Below are 24,271 nucleotides of genomic sequence, written 5' to 3'. Positions count from 1 at the left end.
GGCGGTCAGGTGGTTACCCACCTACCGTCGTCGTAACGCAGCGTCTGGTCGCCCTCCACTCGGTGCAGCCAGAGCCAGCGGTTTTCCACCAGAGCCCGGACATCCGCGTTACCCCGGATGACCGCTTCAATACGTTCCGCCGGTGCATCGATCACCACCGCAAGGCGCATTGGCTCATGGCGCCAGTGCTCACCGTCGAATACTGACTGCAACGGAAGTCCGATCTTGAGATCGACACCATTCCCCTCGATGACACCCAGGTTGCCGCCAACCACCGAGTGCAGCAGTTTGTTGCCGGCACCGAAGATATCCGGCCTGGCAACCGAACCGAAGTACTGCAGATTAATCCAGTTTGCCACCACCATGGGCGCAGACATCAGCAGGGTCAGAACCTCTCCGGACGGGTCCTGCGAAGGATCATAGTCGTGCAGGAAGCAGCGCCCCCCGAGATCCAGTGAGCGAGTAAGTGAACGGGGGCCGATCACCATCCCGGCATTGTTGGCCAGGCCCCACTCAGGCCGAACTTCCGCCCAGTTGCAAGTCCGGCGTTTGAGTTCGGCAAGCAGGTCGTCATCGCTCTTGCCATTAAGCCCAAGACTGGTGGCTCTTTCTCTGCGACAGGCCTGGCCAGCAGCCTCAAGCTTCTCAACCAGCGTATTCAGTACCCGATGATGGCTGTCGGGTATCTGGTCCCGCCCGAAAATGGTTATTCTGTCTGTGATCGTGCAATGCTCAGCTGCCAGAGCAATGGTGCTCTCGGGCATAACAATGCCGCGCTCTGCCAGGCCCGCCCTCACCTGCCGGTCATTCAGCAGCTCGGCAGCCACTCTGGCGTTTACCCCTCCGTTTTTGCCGCCACAGGCTCCGCAGGCCAGACCAGCTTCGTTGGGGTTGTTGTCCGTATGGGCACCATGGCCCACCAGCAACAACACGCTGGCGAAGCCTTTGGTCAGGGACATCGCCCGCAAAAGCCCCTCCGCCAGATTTACCCGCTCAGGGTCTGACAACGGATAGCCGTCCACGCAGTGGTGGAGCCTGCCGGGCTCCACCGCCTCTGCTTTTGCAGAGTTTCTGTTCAGGCTGTCGCGAACAAGCTTCCAGGCCCAAGCAAGGCCAGTGGTTTCCACCAGTGTGAATGTAGACAGGCTGGAGTATTTGGCCCGGCGTACGGACTCCCGAACCTGTTCGCGGCTGTCCAGTTTCCGGTCCAGCTCCCGGTCTTCTGACGGACTGCCCAGGGTTTCCGAGTACCGATACACCGGCGCCAGCAGACCTGGCAGCCGGGCGTCGTCATCGGTTGGGCCATGCCTGTGGTGAACAATGGGCATGCCGAAAAAACCCGCCACTCCCAGCGTTCTGATTTCAGGGTATACCTTCTCCATCTGTCGACGAATGACTTCAGACCTTACGTCTATGCAGAAGGCGGCCTGCACTTCAGCCACAGTATCCGGTTCCGCCACTGGGCTCCGCTCACCGGAGCGGATATCGTCGAGGAAACGGGACTGCCAGGCCAGCTCATAGGCGCGATGCCATATCCAGAGCGCCTGTTCATTAGCGTACGCCGGCGCCAGATCGAACGCATTGACGTAACGATTCTGCCAGCTCTCACGCTCTGCCTCAGTCATATTGATCAGCGCATGGGCCTCATGAATGAGCCAGATGGTCGCCAATTGCGCGCAGAAGTGTTCGGTACCGCTTTCATGAGGATCGCCCAGTGCTGCTCGCCAGTCCACACCTCTGCACCAGGATGCCCAGCCCAGCAAATGGCCGAGCAGGTGGTGGATCACCAGGGGCAGTTGGCGGCTGCTGTAAGGCAGCTCACGAGCTACCGTTGCAGCGGCTTCCTGCCAGTCAGGCTTCAGCAACATTTCCATGCTGGCTTTCCGGGCCAGTGAGCGTCCGGACTGACTAAGCCAGAACTGATACAGATCCTGTTTTGTACCAGAAACCCGCCAGCGATTCTGGCGCAGGTCGAAGTAGCGCGCACAGGCGCGTCCGATCTCTTCCCGGACCTCCTCGAGGGACGGTTCCTGTCGACCACGGCGGGTGTAACCAAGAGCCGACACAAACCCGGGCTGATTTGATGCAGCCCCAGAAAGCTGGGCCAGGAGCGCCTGGCTATCATCTTTCAAGCCCGCTTCGCGGGCAGCTTCCTCAAGGTGCGGAAGCTGAATACGGCCGCCATCCCAGGCTTTCCGGTAGAAAGCCGGAGGCATCAACAACCCTGCTCCGAACAGACTGTCCAGTTCTCGGGAAACCTTCTCGACAGGTCCAGTCCTGCTGCCCCACCAGGGGTTAACCGCAATCCAGCGATCTAACGGCCAGATGGGCGCGATTCGTTCGCAGGCTTCATTAAGAAGCTCCGGAATAACCTGTTCACAGGAAACAGAATTCGTAACAGGTGCGTTCATGATCTTTCTCCAGTCAGAGCCCTGTGCCGCAGTCGCATGTCGGCCGGTTTACCGTGAGCATTGAGCCAGGTTTGTGCCCAGCGGCGGGTAAGCTTTTCGAAAGGCTTGTCGAGATAGAGTCCTTGGCTGAAGTGCCAGTGGAGCTTCTGCGCCAGTACGCCCTGCGGGCGGGCGAATAGCAACAGCGACAACACAAACAGCACGGCCAGAACTACCCAGGCGAACCACTCCGCGCCAACCGGCAAGGCTGTGTGCGCGATCTGAGGCAAAGCGGTGCTCAGCAGCCAGTTAAGCACCCCGTACAGGGGGACCAGAGCAACGGCCAGCAGCAACACGACGACACGGGCGCCTTTTTGGCTTGCTCCCGGTGTACCCAGAACGGCAGCGCCAACCGCGAACACCAGCAAGGCCGCCAGTACCGGCTTGTGGGCCACCAGTTGTGGGGCCTGCCACAGCAGGGCGGCGGCCAGGCCAGAGGCCAGCAGAGCGAGACCGGCTTGCGACTTGCTGATTTGCTCTGAAAACGCAATCCGGGAGACTTTGACGGTACGGCCAACGGCCAGGAACGAGTGCGCCTTGTACAGGGAGTGAGCCAGCAGGTGCAGTAGTGCCAGCGTGTAGGCGCCCAGCGCAATCTCGAACAGCATGAAGCCCATCTGGGCATTGGTGGACCAGACCAGGCCATGTTTCGCTGAATTCTGGGTCATCATGGTGAACACGGCGACGATGGCGGTTGCCCCGCCAACAACCAGCAGTATCATGTGCCCTGCCGTGAAGCCTTCAAACACCGGGAGCAGTCGCAGCCAAAGGAAACCGCCCAGGTTAACTACGCCCGCATGCAGAAGTGCTGACACAGGGGTGGGAGCTTCCATCACCCGGATCAGCCAACCGTGGAACGGGAGCTGGGCACATTTAAGCGCAGCAGCCACCGCCAGCAACGCAGAAGCGATGGTCAGCGACTGCGATTCACGGCCCAGGTGTTCGCCCAAAGCATAGATTTCAGGGATGCGGAAGCTGCCGTAGTGATTCCAGATTAACAGTACGGCTGCCAGAATGGCGGCATCACCAAGCCGGCTGGCAATAAATTTCTGAGCTGCCGCGAGGCGAGCCTGTGGCCGTTCTGCGTACAACGTCAGCAGCTGGTGCAATGAGAGGCTTACCCCCACCCAGGCACCGGCCAGCACCAGCAAGTGATCGGTAAACACCAGCACCAGTACACTGACCACTGTAGTGAGGAACCAGGGCAAAAACGAATTATAAGCCGGGTCGCCACGCAGGTAGTCCCGGGTATAGCGAAGAATGACCCAGGCAATGAAACAGACCATCAGCGCCATCCATACCGCCAATCCGTCCGGGTACAGCCCCAGTCGAATGCCGAGCTCCGGCAGACCGGTATCGAACACCAGCCGGTCAAACAACAGGACTGCACCAATCGTGGCGGTTGCCAGCAGCAACAGCCTGAAACCGCTTTCCGCCAGGCGCCAGCAATGAGCCAGTTTGAGAGGGTTTTTCGTCCAGTTGGCGAATCCAGCCAGCGCCAGCAGGGCAACAGGCAGGGCCAGCCAGGCCATCAACAGCACGAGCGAAGCAGTCGTGGTAAGTGTTGTCATGTTGGGCTCCTTCAGGTTCACGCCTACTTTGCCGTTAATGCACTCATACATAAAATGGTTTATAAAGATTAAATCGTTCACTTTTAAAGAACAGACAAGAGACCACCATGCGTCTGAACTACCATCACCTCTACTATTTCTGGACTGTGGCTCGAACCGGACACCTCACCCGGGCGGCCGAATCACTTCATATCTCTCAGTCCGCATTGTCCGGCCAGATACGAAAGCTGGAGGAAAGCCTTGGCTACGATCTTTTTGTCCGGGAGGGGCGGCGACTGCGACTATCGGAGGCCGGGCGGGTAGCCTTTACCTACGCTGAAGAGATTTTCCGCCAGGGGGAGGAACTGGAGGCGCTGTTTCGTACCGGGCGTCAGGCCAACCGGGAAACTCTGAAAGTCGGTGCGGTCGCAACCCTCTCCAGAAACTTTCAGGAAGGCTTCCTGCGGCCCCTGCTGGGACGAAAAGATCTGGAGCTCAAGCTGCAAAGCGGGAGCCTTGACGACCTTCTTCGCCGTTTGTCAGCGCACCGACTCGATCTGATTCTGTCGAATCAGCCAGTACAAGGTGACGAAGAAACGCCCTGGCGCTCACGCCGTATAGCCCGCCAGTCGGTCAGCGTAATCGGGCCGCCGGGCAGCCAGGATGCCCCTGGATTTCCCGATATTCTGCGCGACCGCCCCCTGATTCTGCCGGGGCCTGACAACAACATCCGGCAGGCCTTCGATCAGCTCTGTGAGCACCACCACATTCACCCTGTAATCATCGCTGAAGTTGACGATATGGCCATGATGCGTTTGCTGACCCGGGACAGCGGCCACTACGCCATACTGCCACCGGTGGTGGTCCGGGATGAGCTGAGAAACGGCGAGTTGAAGGACTACGGCGCCCTGCCCGGCGTATTCGAAGAGTTTTACTCCATTCGTATCCGGCGCCAGTTTGAGTCGCCGGTATTGCGGGAGTTGATGGCTCAGAAAGCCGAGGAGTTACTGACCTTTTCGGACAATCAATCTGGTTGATTCGGCCTATGTATTACGCAAACGGGCCGTTATAGTCGTTGGTGTACAACAATAACAAGGATTATCCATGGCCCACGCTCGCACCCGAAAACCCTCTGTTCTGATTATCGGTACCGGATTCGGCGGAATCGGTATGGCCATCAAACTCAAACAGGCAGGATTTACGGACCTGACTCTGCTGGAAAAAGCCGGCGGTGTGGGCGGAACCTGGCGCGACAACACATACCCCGGTGCGGCCTGCGATGTTCAGTCCCACCTCTACTCCTACTCGTTCGAGCCCAAACACGACTGGAGCCGAAAATTCGGAGCTCAGCCTGAAATCCTCGAATACATGGAATCCTGCGTTCGCAAATACCAACTGGAGCCTCACATCCAGTTCAATCAGTCGGTAACGTCCGCAACATTTGACGATCACAGCAACCGTTGGCATGTCTTGACTGAAACCGGCGACACATTCAGCGCCGACGTGTTAATCACCGCCACTGGCCAGTTGAACCGGCCAGCCATGCCTAACATTCCGGGGCTCGAGACCTTCCGGGGCACCTGCTTTCATTCTGCCCAATGGCAGCACCATACCGAGATTCACAACAAGCGCGTTGCGGTGATAGGAACCGGCGCCAGCGCGATTCAGTTTGTGCCGGAAATTACGCCACTGGTCGGGCAAATGGACCTTTACCAGCGTTCAGCCGCCTGGGTATTGCCCAAGCCGGACCGGCCGTTTCACCAGTTTGAGCAAACACTGTTTAAAAAGCTGCCACTGTGGGATCGCCTCTACCGGGGCCTCATCTACTGGAAGAACGAATCCCGGGCTCTGGCATTTACCCGTTTCTCGTGGATTCTGGATCTGTTCGCCCATCAGGCCCGAAAAGAAGCCCGCCGCTGGGTAACAGACCCGGATAAACTCCACCATTTGATCCCCTATTACCGCATTGGCTGCAAGCGAATCCTGATCTCCAACGACTGGTACCGAGCGGTCAATCAGCCCCACGTCAACCTGCTCACAGACGGCATAGCCCGAATAGACGAGACCGGGATTGTGTCTGAAAAAGGCGAGCACCGGCCTGCCGACATCATCATCTTCGGAACTGGCTTCCGGGCCAGCGAGTTTCTCTCGCCCATCCACATTGCCGGCCGTGAGGGTCTGACGCTGAATGACGCATGGTCCAACGGCAGCAAAGCTTTCAAAGGCATCTCAGTCAGTGGATTCCCCAATCTCTTCATGCTCTATGGCCCGAATACCAACCTGGCACACAATTCGATTCTGTTCATGCTCGAATCTCAGTACCGGTACGTGTTAAGTGCCCTGGACGCCCTCTCCCGCTATCCCGGCGCGGCCATGGATGTACGGGAGGATCGCCAGAGCCGATACTGCCAGGTGGTCCAGCGCGGGCTGGAAGGCAGTGTATGGGACGCTGGCTGCAGCTCCTGGTACCTGGACGAGCATGGGCGAAACACCGTGAACTGGCCCGGCTTCACCTTCAGTTACCGGTTTGCGACCCGGTCAGTGGATACCGCGGACTACCAGTTTCTTGACCCGGTGAACGCCTGAGCCCGGCAGCGCGGAACCGCCCCGCCGAGGTATCTCATGAGTTTTAAGCAAGGGTTGAATCGGGCGCTCAAACATAGGATGATTGGGTCACCATATAGAGGGATGATCCATTATGCTGACACCAATCCGCAAAGGTTCGCTGGTCGAAACCGCCATTGAAAGTCTCCGGAAAACGATTGAGAGCGGGGAATGGCCGGTAGGTGCTCGCTTACCCGTCGAGGCAGAGCTCTCAGAGGCTTTGGGTATCAGTCGCAACACGATCCGCGAAGCCGTAAGGGTTCTGGTGCACGTTGGCATGCTGGAAACCCGACAGGGAGACGGGACCTACGTGCGCGCAAACAGGGACGCCGGAGAAACACTTCGGAGAATTGCCCGAAGCCGACTGGCAGAACAGATTGAGGTCCGGATTACGCTGGAGACGGAAGCGGCACGCCTGGCAGCGAGGCGCCGCAACGAAGCGGACCTTAAAGCCATGACCGAGGCCCTGGATGCGCGAGCGGCGGCCGGAGAGGTCATTGCGGAACGTATACGGCACGACGAGCGGTTTCATCGCTCGTTGGTGCGAGCATCTCACAATTCTGCCCTGATTGAGCTCTACGACTATTTCTCTCACGCGGTTAGCCAGACCATCGAGCGAACCGAAATGGATTCAGATCTCCCTGAACCCAGCCAGGAAGACCACGAACTGCTATTGGCAGCCATTCGCCGGAAAGATTCCGATAAAGCGGAGGCACTATCGAGGGCGCTTCTGACACCAAGCCTCAATGCCCTCAGTGGTAAGGAGTAAGCTGTGAAATTCCGGATAGACACCTTTACCCTGCTGTTACTTGGCGCCATTGTTCTCGCCTCGTTCCTGCCGGTAACGGGACAGGCGGCAGAAGCGCTCGGCACCGCAGGAACCATCGCGGTGGCCTTACTGTTTTTCTTTCATGGCGCAGCCCTGTCCAGACAGCAGATCATCGACGGCGCCACCCATTGGCGGCTGCACATCCTGATTACCGCCCTCACCTTCGTGTTTTTCCCCCTTGCCGTACTGCCGGTCAATGAACTGAGCACTATTGCGCCCGAGTGGATGCCCAAAGACCTGGGGCTGGGTTTTCTGTATCTGGGCGTGCTTCCATCCGCTGTATCTTCTTCGATTGCCTACACCGCCATGGCCCGGGGCAACGTACCGGCTGCCATCTGCAGTGCGGCCGCATCCAATGTGTTCGGCATGATGCTGACACCGTTTTTGTTGCTGCTCCTGGTATCCACCTCGGGCGCCGGAGAGTTCTCGGTTGCCGAGGCACTGAAAGACATCGTACTTCAGCTACTGCTGCCATTTGCGATTGGCCATGCCCTGCGCTCCTGGCTCGGCGGCTACCTGTCACGCAATGAGTCACTGATGGCGCGCTATGACCAGTGTGTGATCTGGGTCATCGTATACTCCGCCTTCTCTCACTCCGTGGTCAGCGGGTTGTGGCAGAACCTTCCGGTACAGGCCATCGTCCTGGCGATTCTGATCTGCTTCGGCTTGTTGGGGCTGTTTATGCTGATCGCTCGATTGATGGTGCGAAAGCTGGGGTTCAGTCTGGAGGATGAAGCCGCGGTGGTTTTCTGTGGTTCGAAGAAGAGCCTGGCATCTGGCTTGCCGATGGCCAAAGTGCTTTTCTCTGGCCATCCGGGGTTTGGCATGATCGTGTTGCCGATTATGTGCTACAACCAGATCCAGGTGATTGTCGGGGCCATTCTTGCGCAGAAGTATCGTGAGAAAATTCAACAGGCAAAATCAGCCCCCGCCCATGCCTCCGAAAATGGTTGCCAGAATCGCTAAACCCACAATCCAGCCAATAACCGCCGGCCAGAAATTCACCATCTGTGGAGGCTGGTCGGCGGAATCGCTTTCCCCCTCCCCCATGCCTCGGCCAGATAGCATATCCGACTCCGGGTAAGTCCGTGGATCCGGCTCTTCAACAACATCTTTCAGGCTGAACCACTCGAACCAGTCCCCCAGAAAGCGCGCGACCGGAGCCGGAAGCGCGCCGTTTTCTGCCAGCGGGCGAACCTGGGGCTCCAACTGGCGACCAATCTCCCGGCGAACATCAACACGATCTGCCGGGGGTTCACACAGGATGGCCTTCCAGATAGCAACGTCCTGCTGGCGGTAATTATCGTTCATCAACGCCCTGATCTGGATAATGACTTCCCGGGTAACCTGGGCCTCTTCGGACGTCAGCGCCCGGGAATCAGCGTCTTCATAGCGGAGTTGTCCGGAATCATTGTCTGTCGGGCTTGATGACGGGACTCCGTCCGGCGCATTGGCCGTCGATTGGGGCTCCGCGCCACCAGTCGCTTCACGGTAGGCCCGCTCCAGGGCCTGGGCCTCATCGCCTGACGCAAACTTCAACTGACGCTCGTAGGCCTGGCGTATCCGATCCTGGTCGCCAGTCGGCTCGATTCCGAGAAGATCCCAACAGTTCATACAACAGCAACTCCGATAATGGAAAATCTGTATTCTTTATGGAGACAAACGGGGCTCTCTCACTTAGGATTAGTTGAGAACCATAACAATATTTTCATCTCGGCAAATTATAGAACGACACACATGGCCATTACGAATTACCTGTTTGCAAAGCAACGCTCTCTTCATCGCTTGCAAGGACGCATATGGCTGTCGGTTTCCCTCTCTGCAGCGCTGAGCGGGACGGCATTACCCGGCACCGCACAAACTCTCGAATCCGGTTTCGAGGACAGTATTCCCGGCTTGAACGCCACGATACCGGAAGTGCTGACCACCACCAGACTGCGGCAGCCCAAAACCCGAGTACCCGGCAGTACGACGGTGATTGCCGGAGACCTGATTCGGGATCTGGGTATCAGAAGCCTGTATGAAGTCTTCCGCCTGGTGCCAGGCATGGTGGTGAACTTTGTTGGCAGCCATCAACCCGTAGTTACCTACCACGGCACAGTCCACTACGAACAGCGGAGAATGCAGGTTCTGGTAGACGGCCGGACGGCTCACCGGGCCACTCTGTCCGACATGGACTGGGAAACCATGCCTGTGCCCCTCGAGCTGATCGAGCGCATTGAGGTAGCCAGAGGACCGAATTCGGCCGCCTATGGTATCAACGCATTTCTGGGCACTATCAACATCATTACTCGGGATCCTGCGGACAGCGCCAACCTGGAAACGACGGTCACCAGTGGCTCCAGGGGCTACCTGCGCACTTTTGCCTCCACCGGCAATGCGGATTCGAGCTACGACTGGCGCCTGAGTTTCGAGAAACGCAAGTTCGACGGATTTGATTATCAGATCGATGACGATGAACGTTTCCCGTTCAATGATGGCCACGACATCAACTCTTTTATCTACGATTCTCGACTGACATTTACGCCGGGGACTAACCTGGAACTTCAGGGCGGCGTGGTCGATGGCACCAAATACGAGGACAAGGACAAAAGCGGCGAACTCAATCCGCTGGACCATCCGGACATCGACGTGCGGGACTACTATCTGCAAAGCAAGCTCAACCATAGTTTCTCAAGCGAGCATTTCATTCACTTGCAGGCCAGCGTTGAGAACTTTGACCGGCGCCAGGAATATGCCATCAGTTTCCCGGACAGCACGGTGGAATGCCTCCGAAACAACACTCCATTGTACGAGTACACGTACACGGCCGGCGGGCGGGAACGGCGCTGTTTCATATCCCAGGGCGGTCCCGACGCTTTTGCAGTAGTGGATGCAGATTCCGAAGATACCCGGATTGAACTGGAAGCTCAGGATACGCTGATTGTCAGCGACAGCCTGAAACTGGTTTCCGGCGCGGGTTTCCGTAAAGATATCTTCCGTTCAGAAACCTACTTCAACGGGCGCGGAAACAACTATCAGTCCCGCTTGTTCGGCAACCTGGAATTCAGTCCCTGGCAATGGGTCACCTTTAATGCCGGCGGCAACTGGGAGCGAACCAGCACCACAGGCGACAGCTATTTCTCGCCCCGCGCAGCCGCAAACTTCGTGGTGAACAATAACCACGCCCTGAGGTTTGTGTTCTCCCAGGCTGTCAGAACTCCTGATGGCTTTGAACAAAGCCCTGATTGGGGATACACCCTGCGTAATGTCAGACCGGCAATCTATTCTGACCTTGAAGGTCGCCGCGTCACGATTGAGGACGCCGCCCAGGAAACAGGTATCCTCACACTGAGTAACGATCTTGAGGAGGAGACCATTACCTCTCACGAAATCAGCTACTTCGGGCAGTTTCCTCTGGATCAAGCGTTGTTCTCGCTTGAAGTCAGAGGCTTTCGCGATGAGCTCAGAGACATGATCAGTGGCGTTATCCAGCTCAAGGAGTGGACGCTGGAAAACAACGTGGCCGTTGACCAGAAGGGCTTTGAGGTTGAAGCCAGCCTCGATTTCCCCGGCACCCTGCTTCGAGCAAGCTACGGTTATCTTGATCAGGAGACCTGGTATACCGGCGCGCCGATTCTGGAATCTGACGGCACGGTAAACGAAAACGAGCAGCGCTACATGACCGAACTGCTGGAGCGGATGTCTGTCCGGCACTCGGGTAGCCTGGCGATTATTCAGGATCTTCCCGCAGGCTTTAAGTGGTCTGGTGCATTTTACTGGGCCGACGAATTCAACACCCGGTTTGAACGCTTTGATACCCGGTTGGTGAAACAGATATTCCAGCCCCGTTATACGGCTGAAATCGCGCTATCCATGCAACATTACCTGAACCGGGAACCTGAGCTAAGCTCAGACAACAACATCGAAGATCATAATCAGTTTTTTGTTGAAGCCGGTATTCGCTTTTGACGGTGTGCAGGGCAGGAAACTAAACAGTCAATGGAATGGACCAGCTGTCAGACGATGCTCAACCTAAACGGTAACGTTACAACGGGCCGTACATCCAGACTTGCCAGAGTCACCTCTTTGCTGGTCTGGCTGATGGCTTTGTTGTTCGTTGATTCTGGTCTCGCCCTGGGCCAGGAATCGGGGACCAGATCAGCCTTTATCGCCGGATCTGGCAACGCCGCTCTGGATGACCATGTTGCTCGCCTGCTGACCAAACAGCTTAGCGACCACGTCACACTGGAGCCACTGACTGAAAGCCAGCTCACTGTTCTCGAGAATGAACCTGTGATCGCAATAGGGCCTGCCGCATTCTCACGGGTGCGCCAGGCCAACAGGGATCTTCCGGTTTTGGCATTACTGGTTGATAAGGATTTCATCGAGGGTTATACCACACGCTTTTCCGGCCAGTTGTCTGCCGTCTATTACGATGCACCCTTATTACGGCAAGCCTTGACGGGCAAGGTCATCCTGCCCCAGGCAACCCGCGTCGCCTTGCTTGCCACAACCGAAAGCGTAGAACTTTACGAACCCCTCATCGATCAACTGGCACCCTACGGCCTGGAAGCCAAGGTCTTTATTGCCGATACCGAGGATCAACTTATCCCAAGCCTCATTCGAGCCCTCAGCTTCGGTGATTTTCTGCTTGCCGGGCAGGATGATGCCATTTACAACCCACGCAATATCAAACACATTCTGCTGACCGCCTATCGCAGGAACAAGATCCTGATCGGCCCGAGCCAGGCCTACGTCAAGGCCGGCGCCCTCGCCTCCAGTTATGCGCCATTCACTGAAATGGCTGAGCTTGCAGCCAGTCACCTGATAACCTATTTCGACTCAGGCGCCTTCCCGGCGCCAACCTACCCTGACGAATACCGGGTTGAAGTAAACCAGCAGGTTGCGCGATCCCTGAACATCCCGCTGCCAGAACGGGAGTGGATTGCCCAGGCGGTACAAAACATGATTAGCGAGAACAACCAGGAGGCAGGCCAATGAGCAGCACAGCCAATACTCCCGGCATGTCACTCTCGCGGCGTCTTCTCCTGCTTGGCGCCCTGCCCGCGGTTGTGATTTTTGTGGCATTGATGGTTTTCTTTACCTCAGCCCGTCTCGAAGATGCCCGTCTGGACCTGGCCCAAAGCAGTCAGATGCTCGCAGACAGCCTCGCCCCAGCACTTGAGTATGCCGTGGTCTCCGGTAACTCAACGGCTCTGGAGCAGGTCCTCGGGCAGTCCCTGAAACGCAGCAAAGCAGACTGGATTCGCGTGACCGACGTCGTTGGCGAAGAGCTCGGTTTTGTCAGCCGAGGTATCGAATCGGAACATACAGCAGACGGAATCTTCGACATCTATGAGGCCGAGATTCTGCAGGAACCACTGGAGATCGGTTCTGGTGGAGCGGGTGACTGGTTTACCGGCGGCTGGAACTTCAATTCCGGATCGCTTCGGGTGGGACTGGTGCAAGTCGGGGTGAACCCCGACGTTCTGGAAACCCGAAGGCAGGATATTCTCTGGAGCTCCCTGACCGTGGGCTTTGCCTTGCTGGTGTTCAGCCTGCTGCTGGCAAACCATTTCCTGAACAATATCCTTCAGCCCATGCGACAACTGTCCAGCCGCGTTGGCAAGCTGATTGTTGGTGACTACACCACGCAACCGGTCTCCAGCAAGGGCAGTGCCCGGGAAATTGCGGAGATACAGCAACAGTTGAACGAACTCGCAGTTCATCTGGAACAACTTCGGTCTGCCCGGGACCAGACACTGGCGATTTCTGAAAGTGCCCGGGAGAAAGCGGAACACGCCAGCCAGGCCAAGTCAGAGTTTCTTGCCACCATGAGCCACGAACTTCGGACTCCCCTGAACGGCGTGCTCGGCATGGTTGACCTGATTCATGAAGAGCCGTTGACCAAGCGCCAGAGCGACTATTTGACCACGGCCCGGCAATCCACGGAAGACCTGCTGACCGTGATCTCCGATATCTTGGACTACGCCAGAATGGACAATGGCAATCTGGTATTGGACCAACAGGCCTTCGATCTTCAGAGCCTGTTCACCAATTGCGTCGCCTCATACCGTCACGCCGCAGAAAAGCAGGGGCTGAGCCTGGATCTCCAATTCCTCGGTGAATGGCCACGGCATCCTGCCGTACTGGGGGATGCGCCGCGAGTGAGACAGATCCTTGCCGGGCTGATCGACAACTCACTGAAGTTCACCAGCGAAGGGTTCGTCGGTATCCGGGTGAACTGGCTTGAGCTTGAAAACCACTGCGTACTCGTCCAATGCTCGGTTAAGGATTCAGGCTCTGGTATTCCTGCGGAACGACTGCAAAGTGTCTTCAACAGCTTTGAGCAGCTCGACACCGGCGATAACCGGGCTCACGGTGGCACAGGGCTCGGGCTGTCGCTGGTCCAGCGCCTGGTCGAATTGATGGGCGGGCATGTGCAGGTGGAGTCCGACATCGGCCAGGGGTCCTCATTCCGGTTCGAGCTGCCATTCGAACTAGCCTATCAAAACCCTCCAACCGATGAGCCACGGGAACAGGTCACCGGTACCGCCCGGGCCCTCGTGGTCGAGGATAATCTGGTGAACCAGAAAGTAACGGAGGCGCTGTTGCGGAAGTTCGGGTTCCAGACCGAATGCGTGACCAATGGCACCGATGCTGTTAGACGGATCAAAAATGACCACGAAGGTTATGATGTCATTCTGATGGACTGCCAGATGCCAGTGATGGATGGCTATGATGCCACCCGCATGATCCGCGACTGGGAACAGGGAAATGGTCAGAGCGGCGTACCCATTATCGCACTGACCGCAGATGTGTCTGAGGATACTGAGAAAGCCTGCAAAGAAGCAGGTATGAACGACTATCTGACCAAGCCCGTGCGCAGGGATACGCTCCGGGAGGTACTCTCTCGCTGGATTCGCGTGTAACAACGAGCGCCGGAGTTGGCAGGCATTGCACTCCGGCGCTTTCCACCCTGTCAGGCCACCGGCTCTCGCATGGTGACAAACTCTTCAGCGGATGTCGGGTGAATGCCCATCGTAGCGTCAAACTGGGCCTTGGTGGCACCGGCTTTAATAGCCACCGCCAGTCCCTGGATGATTTCACCGGCATCAGGCCCAACCATATGGGCGGCCAGAACCTTGTCTGAACTATCGTCCACAATCAGCTTCATCAGACAACGCTCATCACGGCCGCTCAGGGTGTACTTCATGGGGCGAAACTCGGAACGGTAAATCCGCAGCGAATGCCCCGCGTCCCGCGCTTCTTTCTCGGTTAACCCGACCGTTCCGATATTAGGCTGACAGAAGACAGCCGTGGGTATGGCGCTGTAGTCCATATCACCCTGGCCATCACCAAACAGCCGCCGGGACAGCACCATGGCCTGCGCCAGCGCAACCGGCGTTAGCTGCGGCGTTCCGATGACATCACCAAGGGCGGAGATGGACGGTACCGCCGTCTGGAAATGATCGTTCACCTCAACATGACCCGAAGCATTGAGTTCCACTCCCAGATCGGTCAGCCCGAGTCCGTCTACGAGCGCGCGGCGACCTGTCGCAGCCATAACCAGCCCGGTCTCCATGCTGCTGCCATCGCTCAGATTCACCTGGTAGTGAGCATTCAACTGCTCGACAGATTCAATCGTGACATTGAACCGGAGATCCACGCCTTTCTTGCGCATCTCCTGTTCCGTGAACTTGCGGATATCCTCGTCAAACCCTCGCAGGAACAGCTCGCCCCGGTACAGCAGCGTGGTCTCCACACCAAGACCCGCGAGAATGCCGGCGAATTCGACGGCAATGTAACCACCGCCCCAGACCACGGCGTGGCGAGGTAACTGTGGCAGGTAAAACATCTCATTGGAGGTGAGCAGAAATTCCTTGCCGGGAACATCCGGAACCACTGGCCAGCTGCCCGTGGCAACTGTGATGTGCGCTGCCGAAAAAGCTCTATCACCAACGATCACCGTGTGAGGGTCGCGGAGACTGGCCGTACCCTCAATGATGGTGACGCCGGCATTCTCGAGCAATCGGCCATAAATGCCATTCAAGCGCTCTATCTCGGCATTCTTGTTGGCGACCAGCGTTGGCCAGTCAAACGAGACATCGTCTGTTGGCACAGACCAGCCATATCCGTGTGCATCTTCGAGCTCTTCCCTGACGTGCGCTCCATAGACAAAGAGTTTTTTCGGAACACAACCCACGTTAACGCAGGTTCCTCCCAGGTAACGGGATTCCACCACCGCCACCCGGGCACCGCGCTGGGCCGACATGCGGGCGAGCCGGACACCGCCGGAACCGGCCCCGATAACGATCAGATCAAAATCATGGCTCTCAGACACTGTTTCTCCTGTTTACTTCAAGATTGCTGTTGCCGGGGCTCACTCGACTGATCTTCGTCTGCGAGCACTTCCCGGAACAACACGTGGTCTTCAAAATCACCAAGCCGGATCTTGCCCAGGCTTCGGAACCCCTCGGATTCATAAAACGGCAGGTAACGGCTGTTCCCGGTATCGAGCACCAATCCACTGCCCCGGGGGTTTTCCTCACACAGGCGCTCCACTGCCTGCAGCAACATCCGACCATACCCCTTGTGCTGGTATTTTGGGTTGACTCCCATCAACGGCAACTGATGCGCCTGCCTCTGCGGCAAAAGGTCGCGAATCCTGCGATGATACTCCAGATACCGGCGCGTAGATGAAAAGCCCGCCGTCAGAACCATACGCACCCGCCAGCCAAGCTGGTCTGCCAGATTCAGCCTGAGTTCCGGCTCACCCACAAACGCAACAGCGACCAGTGTTTCGTCCACCATCACACCGATGGCATCCTGATTCAGCTCCAGATAAAGGTCGATCAATTCCCGGATGGTCGCCCTCACCCTCTGGCTGTAACCGGGTTTCCGGTGATCGAACAGGTACTGGAATGTCGGCTCCTCCCGATAGGCATGAAAAAGCACCGACTGGGCCTCGTTTCGTGCCGTCTCGTCCAGGCGAACCAGAACAGCTTCAGCATTATTGTTGTTGTGTGCCATCGTGTTGCTCCCTCGCTAGTGTGGGGTCACGCTTGCCGGTCAGATCGCCAGCGTAAGCCTCACGGATACCTGCCCGGGCCCATTGCCCCGATCAAGTGCGGCCTGGTCAATCACCACGCCATGATTACTGTGCAAACGCTCAAGCCAGGCTGCCACATCAGCGTAGGCGGCGTTTTCAAGCCAGACCCGGATGGCACCCTCACCGCTGGGCTCGAAGCGTTGCAAAGAAAGCCCCGCCTCTCCGGCTGAACGAGTCACCAGGGCCATCAATGCCCGCCCGTCTTCAGGCTTGTCAGCCCCTGCCGCAGTTGTCGCTGCGCCACCAGCCGAGCCCAGGCGCTGAATGGTCGTCTCGTTGGCCCGCATCCAGGCCAGGAGTTCTGCGGCATTCTCACGACTCGAGGCAGCCCGGTCATGAAACTGAGTCACCGGCTGCCAGATCAGCAGATAAATCAATGCCAGCAACAGGGCTATACCCAGAGCAGTCAATGCCTGACGGTCGCGGGTGGGTAACTGATCATAGCGAGCAATCAGTTTGCCCACGGCCGGTTGATCCTTGATGCGTGACCACATGGGCTTATCCTCCTGAAACCGTGAGGCGGCCTCGGGCGCCGCTGGATTCGTTGACCACGGAACCGATCTGGGCCTGCAGCCCTTCGCTGGCGAGTCCGTTACGCAGACGGCTTAACCGATCATAACTGTCGGCCCGGATATCCACCACGAGTTCGCCCCGGCTCCGGCTGTAGTTAATCGAGTTAAAGGTAACAGCTCCGGGATTCTGCAGGCGGCCGTACTGATCGCCGGTGTATTTCATCAGGGTGATAAAATCCACGTCAGGGCCCTGGGAGCCAGCAACCCGTAACTGGCCTTCGATAACACGTCGTACATTTCCGGCATGGGTTCGGCGGTCCGAGGGAAAGGCATTCCGGTAAACCGCCATAGCCTGGCTTTCAAGCTGCTCCGCCTGCTGCTGCTGGTAGATTCCCATACCGATCTCCAGCCCCATCTGGATCACGAACCAGAGTGATGCCACGGCGATAAGCGGCTTCCAGGGTTTCAGGGGGCTGCTGCCCTCCGCCTTGAACGCGAACGCCCCCTGGCACAGATTAATGGGCTGGCTCAGGTGATGGTGGTACGACCAGGCCAGGAACTCGGTTACCGAAAATTCCAACGGCTTCTTTTCGATACGAAGAAGCCCGGTGGTTCCCGAAAGCTCACTCACCAGGGCCTGGCTCGCGTCCAGATCTGCCTCGGTGCCATATAGCTGCACCGGAATTTCGGCCACCACTTCGTCAGACGAAGGCGCAGCAAGTGTCACTGCAAGCAGCGGAAGATTATCTGCCTGCATGCGCAGCCACTCTCCCCGCTGGCTCTGCAGAAGTGCCGACTCTGCATCCAGGCAGATGACCCATCCGGATTCCGCCGCTGGCAACAGTGAAGCGTCTGGATAGACGGCCTCCAGACGGGCGTGGTACCAGCCAGAAAACAGTTGGCGCCAGCGAGCCATCTGCTCGCGATCGATGGCAGCAACCCGGTAGCCCTCAGGCGTGTGCGGCCCCAGCGCGAGATGAACCGAGTCAATGTCCTGGGCTATCTGCTCCTCAACGGCATACGGCAAGGCCTGCTGAATAAAACGGGTCTGTTTCGCCGGTATATCCGCCAGACAGAAAACCGCCTCATCACCGGGAATCAGTCCGATCAGCAGCACTTTCTCCAGCGCATTCTGTGCCAGCGTTTGCTCGATATGCTCCCGTGTATCAGCCGTGCCTCTGGCCTGAGCATCGCCACTGGCATCCTGGAGCACCCAGCTGAACAGCTGGGCATCGGGGCTCTGGTCCGGGTCCGCATACGGAGGCACCGGCCGGACAAAAAGGCGGTAAGACATGGTTATCCTTCTGAGAAAGTGTAAGGTTCCTTGGTAATGCGATTCTTCTGCCCGGTATCCCTGTGAACCGTCCGGACTTCGCCCTCCGGGTTTCTATACACGGTGCTGACCATATTGACGACACGATTATCGTAGGTAATCCGTGAGACAACTTCAAAAAAACGGGTCTGAAGCGTTAACCCGTTGGCTTTCAGCCCCATCCCCGAGAACTCCGGCAGTGCCAGGAAATCCTGAAGGTTTTCGAATCGTTCTTCTTCGCGCTTGGCAATAATCGATTCCGCCTGAGCCTCATTCATATCCTCGTGCAGACTCATCAGAACCTGCGCCGTCGCGGTATTCACGTTAATGCCGACGCCGGAGACTGGCAGCGCCACCAGATGAGGCCGCAGCGCAGCATAGATTTCCTCGGTCATGCCCTCAATCAGACGCAACTCGGTAATGGAAACAAAGGGCTGGTTGCCAGTGCGATACGGAGGGTCTGCCATCAGATACTGGCCGTCTTCGGCACCATAAGCGCTGATGGCCTGGTCGTCGGCGTCCATCCAGTCAATGAGCGGGTCTACGGTGAGGCCAGTGATACCCAGAGCACGAAATAACCGGGTGAGCCGGTCTTTGGTGATGGGGTCCACTTCTCCGCTCGCGGTAACCAGATCGTTCAGGTTGATTCTGCCTCCAAGATCATCGATCTGGACCTCGGCAACACCACTGTCGTCCAGAGGCAGAATGGCAGCGTGCATGGCCCAGAACTCATCCGGACTGTCGACCATCACACTGTTTTCCTTATCCTCTTCGTAGTCCCGAACCAGAATACGCTTGGCAAATTCCTCGGCACCCAGAGCAATACTCTGGCCTTGTTGCTGGGCCAGGTAATGGCCAGCCTTGAACACCCGCAGGCTTTGCTGGCGGGTCATGCCCGATGCCATCAACACCACCAGGGCCATCGCCAACAGCACCATGATCAGGGCGACGCCCTGCTGCCTGCTCCCGGCAAACTTAATCATTGCCGGTCACCCCGCCCGCGGCCTGGCCAGATCCGTCTTCAGCCGCGTCATCTTCCGACTCGGTCTGAGTCTCCTGTTGCTGATTGATCACCGCCTGGGCCTGCGACGGTTCAAAATCCGGCAAGCTGAACGTGCGGACCAACTCACCAAAGCGTTCATGTTCCAGTGTAATCTCAATCCCACGAGGCAAGGAGATGTCGGGTCGGGTACCCGGCGTCATCTGCGCCAAAGCGTCATCTTCCGGCCATTGCTTCTGCCAGTTACCGTTCTCATCCAGAAACCGGATTTCAAACTCCAGAACCTCGTCCAGCATCAGAATGTCCAGGCTTTCGTCTTCCTGCCCCTGATCCACCACAGGCCAATACCGACGGCGCAGTTCAGTTCCGGTATATTCCCAGCCGACGCGCTGCAGACCGCTACGCCGGAGACCAAGCGGATTGCGCCAGCCCTGGCGGGTCAGCATCAACGCAAACGAATCATCCCTTGAGGTTAAGGACGGTGAATAATCACCATAAACATCCCGGGCGGGCCGGTTGATGATCTGGGTGATGTCACGTTCCAGCAGCAACATGGCTTTCTGCAAGCCGTCGAACGCCTGGGCAACCTCATCCACCCGGTCCCGGGAGTTCATTACACTGCTCACCACCTGCCAAACACCCAGCCCGATCACGGCTGTGATAGTGACGGCAATCAGTACCTCCATCAGCGTAAAACCGGACTCCCCGGCTAACCTGACCTGGCGCGCGGGCATGCTCATCAGGTTTCTCCCAGGAAGGCAGCCAGGGTATGGACGGCAAACGGTTCCGATTGCGCCCCGGAGTATTTGGCTACGGTTACCTCAATCCGCCGCATCGTGGGCTCTGCCGTAGCCTCAACAACGGTGGTGACGCGCCAGCGGAAATTTCCGAAGTCGGTATCTTCCGAATTCTCCGAAATCCCCGGCAGCTCATCCTGAAGCCGTAGTTCGTTAATCCGGTTTTCCGCCACCCAGCCTGCCAGCGTCTTGTCACGTATGCGCTCGAAACTGGTGATGTAATTCCCGCCCACTTCGGCGGCGGCCGTTGCAATCAGACCGAACACGAGCAATGCGACGAGGACTTCAATCAGGGTGAAACCACGCTGAGGCCGACTCATGACTCATCCCCGGAACCAGGTTTGCGCCATTCCAACGGCGAGACGCCATCTGAAGCAACCACGTGCATCAGGTCAGTGTCCCGGCCCAGGGTGAATTCGATTTCAAACGGTGTGGTTTCACCACTGGAGAAGAACACCACGTCTGGCCTGAGCCGATCCTCGGCCGAGGCCAGTCGCGGAGCGTCACTTTCGATATACTGGGTAACGGTCAACCATTCCGGGAGGGTTCGCTTGTGGAATATGCGCTCACCTGAGGATTTCCACTCGCCTGTCTTATCCTGAAACGCCACGAACCGATAGCCGTCTTCTTCCAGCAGCAAACCCATTTCCAGGTTATTGAGAACCGCCTGTTCCTGTGCCGTTTGCATCAGGAGGTAGAGCTCCCGAACCTGGCTTTCCAGCTCGCGCTGCTGGGAGCTGCCGGCCATATTGAACACCGCCAGCGCCGCCAGCAGTCCGACGATGATCAGGACAACCAGAATCTCGATCAGCGTAAAGCCGTTTTGGTCAGCCCTGCGGCCCACAATCAATCAGTTCCCGCTGTCCCAGACGCTGATATCAGCTGCGTCGCCATCCCCGCCTTCCTGGCCGTCAGAACCGTAGGAATACAGATCGTACGGCCCGTCCACACCGGGGCTGACATACTGGTAATTGTTACCCCAGGGGTCTTCGGGAACATTTTTCAGGTAGCCGTCCGGGTTCCAGTTTTTCGGCTCAGGGCTGCCGCTGGGCTTGTTGACCAGTGCTTCAAGGCCCTGCTGGGTAGAGGGATAATGGCTGTTGTCCAGGCGATACAGGTCCAGTGCGTTGGCGATGTTACTGATCTGGGTTTCGGCCACCGTCACTTTGGCCTGATCACTGCGCCCCATGATGTTGGGCGCTACAATTGCCACCAACAGGCCGAGAATGACCATCACTACCATGATTTCGATCAGGGTGAAGCCCTTGGTCCGGGCCAGCGCTTTCGGTTGGTTCATGCTCATAGTTTCACTCATCTTGGGTCCGTTGTTTCTCGTCACTTTCAGAAAGATTGTCTGGCTTCCTTGCTGGCCCGACGGTGGGCCATTATCCCACCAGGTTGCTCATGTTCAGAATCGGCAGCATGATCGCCAGAACAATTATCAGCACCACCGCCCCCATGAACAGCAGCATCATGGGTTCAAACAGCCCCACAATAGCGGCGATCTTGGATTGCAGGGTGTTTTCCTGCATGCGGGCCGTGCGTTCAAGCATACTGTCCAGCTCGCCACTGGCCTCGCCACTGGCAATCATATGCAGCATCATTGGCGGGAAGTAACCGGTCTGGTCCAATGAACGGTGCAACGATCCCCCTTCACTGACTTTCCGGGCAGCCTCCCGCAGTTCCTGCCGGAGATAATCGTTGGAAAGCACCTCCCCGGCAATGCGCATCGCTTCGACCAGTGGTACACCACTGGTGGTCAGAATGCTCAGGGTACTGGCGTAGCGGGCCGTATTCACGCCTCGTACCATGCCTGCAAACAGCGGCAGGTGAAGTAGCCGCTTGTGAAACTTCAGACGCACCGCCGGTTTGGTCAACGCGAAGCGGAAGCCGATGATCGCCACCACCAGCAAGACTAGAAGGTAGACTCCGAAACTGCCGAGAAATTCCGACACCGAGAGCATAGCCACCGTCAGCCCGGGCAGCTCCTGTCCCTGCTTGAGAAAGACCTCGATAATGTCGGGCACCACATAGGTGAGCAGGAACACCACAATGGCAATAGCTACGACACTCAGGATAATCGGGTAAATCGCAGCCAACTGAATCTTCTGGCGGGCTTCTTGGCGGCTTTCCGTGTAGTCCGCCAGCCGGTTCAGCACCAGGTCCAGATGCCCGGCATGTTCACCGGCCGCGACCGTGGAGCGGTAGAGCCGGGGAAAGGCCTTGGGGAATTCACCGAAGCTGTCCGCCAGTGTGTAGCCTTCCATCACCTTGGCGCGGATAGCAATCAGCATGCTGCGAATCCGCGGCTTGGTGGATTGCTGGGCGGCCGCACTCAGTGCCTGCTCGACCGGAATCCCGGACTGGATGAGCGTGGCCAGCTGCCGAGTGACCAGGGCGAGATCGGCTGCGCTCAGAGAACCGCGGCTGCTCAGTGGGTTGCTACGGGCCTGTTTTTCTACGGCCGCTTCCACTGCCAGCGGGGTCAGCCCCTTTTCCCTGAGTTGCTGGCGCACCGCTCTGGGCGCGTCGGCTTCCAGCACGCCCTGTTTCTGCTTGCCTCTGGCATCCAGAGCTTTGTATTCGTAGGCCGGCATGGATTACTGGCTCCGGTGGGTCACACGCAGTACTTCTTCCACCGTGGTTACGCCATCCAGAATCTTCTGAACGCCATCGGCATGAATACTCGGGCTGTGCAGGCGGGCCTCCCGTTCCAGATCCAGCTCCCCTGCGCGTTTATGAATAAGGGTGCTGATTTCTTCCGTGATCTCGACCACCTCGTAGATACCAATCCGGCCTCGATAGCCCAACTGGTTACAATGCTCACAGCCTTTGGCGCGGAAGATGGTGGGCGGATTGGCCGGGTCCTGCTGCAGGAACTCACAATGCTCTTCGGTAGGCATATAGGGCTCGCGACAGTGGGTACAGAGCACCCGCACCAGCCGTTGCGCAACGATACCGACAAGACTGGAGGAGATCAGGAAAGGCTCGATGCCCATGTCCATCAAACGGGTAATGGCACCCACGGCGGTATTGGTGTGCAGGGTGGACAGCACCAGGTGCCCGGTCAGACTTGCCTGAACGGCAATCTCCGCAGTTTCCAGATCCCGGATTTCCCCGATCATCACCACATCCGGATCCTGGCGCAGAATGGCTCGCAGGCCCCGAGCAAAGGTCATATCCACTTTCGGGTTCACCTGGGTCTGACCAATGCCCGGCAGGTTGTACTCGATCGGATCCTCGACCGTCAGTATGTTGCGGCTGCGATCATTGATTTCCTGCAGAGAGGCGTAAAGCGTGGTGGATTTACCGGAACCTGTGGGGCCTGTCACCAGCAGAATACCGTACGGACGATAGATCAGCTTGCGCAGCGTTTTCAGATCCTGCCCGGCCATGCCAAGGGACTCCAGCCGAATGGTGCCCGCCTGTTTGTCGAGCAGACGCAGTACCACCCGTTCACCACTCGACGAGGGCATGGTCGACACCCGGATGTCGACTTCCCGGCCGGCCACCCTCAAGGCAATGCGGCCGTCCTGGGGTACCCGTTTTTCTGCAATATCGAGTTTTGCCATAACCTTGATCCGCGAGACCAATAATGGTGCCAGCGCCCGTTTTGGCTGGACCACTTCCCGCAACACGCCGTCAATCCGGAACCGGACAATCAGCTGTTTCTCATAGGTTTCGATGTGAACGTCCGAGGCGTTGGTTTTGACCGCCTCGGTAAGAATGGCGTTAATGAGGCGGATAATGGGAGCGTCGTCCTCCTGCTCCAGCAGATCCTCCGTTTCCGGAACCGAATCGGCCAGAGAGGCCAGATCCATGTCGTCACCGATCCCCTCCACCATTTGCATGGCTTCCGCCGAATCGTTCTGATAGGCGGCATTCAGGGCCTGGTCGAAGCGGTCCGGCTCGACGGTAGAGAACTTCGCCCGGCCACCGCTCACGCGGTTTGCCTCGGCCAGTGCGGTGTGGGAAGCCCCCGGGCGCACGAGAATGACCGGCTCGCCCTCTTCGTTGCGGGTAAGGATGACTCCATTACGCTTGGCGAAGGTAAAGGGAAGTCTGCCCAGCGGCGCATCCTGCGGCTGAATGTCGGTTTGGGTGGTCAAGCTCGTCCTCGTTA

At 57.7% G+C, this 24,271-nt stretch carries 21 protein-coding genes; 7 read left to right on the top strand and 14 right to left on the bottom strand.

Annotated elements, in window-relative coordinates; genetic code table 11:
* Positions 1–5: 5 nt before the first annotated feature.
* Both C7436_RS01340 and C7436_RS01335 read right to left on the bottom strand, forming a co-directional pair.
* Positions 6–2,411, bottom strand: coding sequence for a YbcC family protein (locus C7436_RS01340; protein ID WP_121206416.1), 2,406 nt, complete (start codon positions 2,409–2,411; stop codon positions 6–8).
* Positions 2,408–4,021 carry an NADH-quinone oxidoreductase subunit L gene (locus C7436_RS01335; RefSeq protein ID WP_170155408.1) on the bottom strand — a complete coding sequence of 538 codons (1,614 nt, stop codon included), beginning with the start codon at positions 4,019–4,021 and terminating at the stop codon, positions 2,408–2,410. Before C7436_RS01335 ends, C7436_RS01340 begins: the two co-directional genes overlap by 4 nt.
* Before the next feature lie 107 nt (positions 4,022–4,128).
* On the opposite strand from C7436_RS01335, the gene C7436_RS01330 reads away from it, so the two are divergent.
* The 4 genes from C7436_RS01330 to C7436_RS01315 all read left to right on the top strand — a co-directional run bounded on the left by C7436_RS01330 (position 4,129) and on the right by C7436_RS01315 (position 8,399).
* Positions 4,129–5,037, top strand: a complete 909-nt coding sequence (locus tag C7436_RS01330) for a LysR family transcriptional regulator (protein ID WP_121206414.1) — start codon at positions 4,129–4,131, stop codon at positions 5,035–5,037.
* A gap of 67 nt (positions 5,038–5,104) precedes the next feature.
* A complete protein-coding gene (locus tag C7436_RS01325) occupies positions 5,105–6,586 on the top strand; it encodes a flavin-containing monooxygenase (protein WP_121206413.1) in 1,482 nt (493 codons plus the stop codon).
* Positions 6,587–6,698: 112 nt separating this feature from the next.
* Positions 6,699–7,373 carry a FadR/GntR family transcriptional regulator gene (locus C7436_RS01320; RefSeq protein ID WP_121206412.1) on the top strand — a complete coding sequence of 225 codons (675 nt, stop codon included), beginning with the start codon at positions 6,699–6,701 and terminating at the stop codon, positions 7,371–7,373.
* 3 nt (positions 7,374–7,376) lie between these two features.
* Entirely contained in the window at positions 7,377–8,399 is a 1,023-nt protein-coding gene (locus C7436_RS01315; RefSeq protein ID WP_121206411.1) for a bile acid:sodium symporter family protein, read from the top strand.
* Here C7436_RS01315 and C7436_RS01310 read toward each other — a convergent pair.
* A complete protein-coding gene (locus C7436_RS01310; RefSeq protein WP_014421636.1) occupies positions 8,355–9,047 on the bottom strand; it encodes a J domain-containing protein in 693 nt (230 codons plus the stop codon). The genes C7436_RS01315 and C7436_RS01310 overlap by 45 nt on opposite strands.
* 123 nt (positions 9,048–9,170) lie before the next feature.
* Between C7436_RS01310 and C7436_RS01305 the strand changes: the two genes are divergently transcribed.
* The 3 genes from C7436_RS01305 to C7436_RS01295 all read left to right on the top strand — a co-directional run bounded on the left by C7436_RS01305 (position 9,171) and on the right by C7436_RS01295 (position 14,347).
* A complete protein-coding gene (locus C7436_RS01305) occupies positions 9,171–11,384 on the top strand; it encodes a TonB-dependent receptor plug domain-containing protein (protein WP_121206410.1) in 2,214 nt (737 codons plus the stop codon).
* A 132-nt stretch (positions 11,385–11,516) separates the two neighbouring features.
* Positions 11,517–12,416 carry an ABC transporter substrate-binding protein gene (locus tag C7436_RS01300; RefSeq protein ID WP_228198025.1) on the top strand — a complete coding sequence of 300 codons (900 nt, stop codon included), beginning with the start codon at positions 11,517–11,519 and terminating at the stop codon, positions 12,414–12,416.
* Positions 12,413–14,347, top strand: coding sequence for an ATP-binding protein (locus C7436_RS01295; protein ID WP_121206408.1), 1,935 nt, complete (start codon positions 12,413–12,415; stop codon positions 14,345–14,347). The genes C7436_RS01300 and C7436_RS01295 overlap by 4 nt, the downstream gene beginning before the upstream one ends.
* A 50-nt stretch (positions 14,348–14,397) precedes the next feature.
* Here C7436_RS01295 and gorA read toward each other — a convergent pair whose 3' ends face one another.
* From gorA to gspE, 11 genes are all read right to left on the bottom strand, one after another.
* On the bottom strand, positions 14,398–15,759 hold the full coding sequence (gorA, locus tag C7436_RS01290) for a glutathione-disulfide reductase (RefSeq protein WP_121206407.1): 1,362 nt from the start codon (positions 15,757–15,759) through the stop codon (positions 14,398–14,400).
* Positions 15,760–15,776: 17 nt separating this feature from the next.
* Positions 15,777–16,448 (bottom strand): GNAT family N-acetyltransferase, encoded by a 672-nt coding sequence (locus C7436_RS01285; protein WP_121206406.1) that lies wholly within the window; start codon positions 16,446–16,448, stop codon positions 15,777–15,779.
* Positions 16,449–16,487: 39 nt separating this feature from the next.
* Positions 16,488–17,021 carry a type II secretion system protein GspM gene (gspM, locus tag C7436_RS01280; RefSeq protein ID WP_011784849.1) on the bottom strand — a complete coding sequence of 178 codons (534 nt, stop codon included), beginning with the start codon at positions 17,019–17,021 and terminating at the stop codon, positions 16,488–16,490.
* 4 nt (positions 17,022–17,025) lie between these two features.
* On the bottom strand, positions 17,026–18,333 hold the full coding sequence (gene gspL, locus C7436_RS01275; RefSeq protein ID WP_014421643.1) for a type II secretion system protein GspL: 1,308 nt from the start codon (positions 18,331–18,333) through the stop codon (positions 17,026–17,028).
* A gap of 2 nt (positions 18,334–18,335) precedes the next feature.
* Positions 18,336–19,334, bottom strand: a complete 999-nt coding sequence (gspK, locus tag C7436_RS01270; protein WP_014421644.1) for a type II secretion system minor pseudopilin GspK — start codon at positions 19,332–19,334, stop codon at positions 18,336–18,338.
* Entirely contained in the window at positions 19,327–20,091 is a 765-nt protein-coding gene (gspJ, locus tag C7436_RS01265) for a type II secretion system minor pseudopilin GspJ (protein ID WP_121206405.1), read from the bottom strand. Before gspJ ends, gspK begins: the two co-directional genes overlap by 8 nt.
* Positions 20,091–20,468, bottom strand: a complete 378-nt coding sequence (gene gspI / locus C7436_RS01260; RefSeq protein ID WP_011784845.1) for a type II secretion system minor pseudopilin GspI — start codon at positions 20,466–20,468, stop codon at positions 20,091–20,093. The genes gspJ and gspI overlap by 1 nt, the downstream gene beginning before the upstream one ends.
* A complete protein-coding gene (gene gspH / locus C7436_RS01255) occupies positions 20,465–20,992 on the bottom strand; it encodes a type II secretion system minor pseudopilin GspH (RefSeq protein WP_014421646.1) in 528 nt (175 codons plus the stop codon). The genes gspI and gspH overlap by 4 nt, the downstream gene beginning before the upstream one ends.
* A gap of 6 nt (positions 20,993–20,998) precedes the next feature.
* Positions 20,999–21,445, bottom strand: coding sequence for a type II secretion system major pseudopilin GspG (gspG, locus tag C7436_RS01250; RefSeq protein WP_031210904.1), 447 nt, complete (start codon positions 21,443–21,445; stop codon positions 20,999–21,001).
* A gap of 88 nt (positions 21,446–21,533) precedes the next feature.
* Complete coding sequence (gene gspF / locus C7436_RS01245) at positions 21,534–22,745, bottom strand: type II secretion system inner membrane protein GspF (RefSeq protein WP_011784842.1); 1,212 nt, start codon at positions 22,743–22,745, stop codon at positions 21,534–21,536.
* A 3-nt stretch (positions 22,746–22,748) separates the two neighbouring features.
* A complete protein-coding gene (gene gspE, locus C7436_RS01240) occupies positions 22,749–24,257 on the bottom strand; it encodes a type II secretion system ATPase GspE (RefSeq protein WP_022992398.1) in 1,509 nt (502 codons plus the stop codon).
* Positions 24,258–24,271: the final 14 nt, after the last annotated feature.

Origin of the sequence: Marinobacter nauticus (assembly GCF_003634635.1) — a bacterium.
In the GTDB taxonomy this organism is placed as follows: Bacteria; Pseudomonadota; Gammaproteobacteria; order Pseudomonadales; family Oleiphilaceae; genus Marinobacter; species Marinobacter nauticus.
This window is presented reverse-complemented; position numbering and strand designations above follow the sequence as displayed.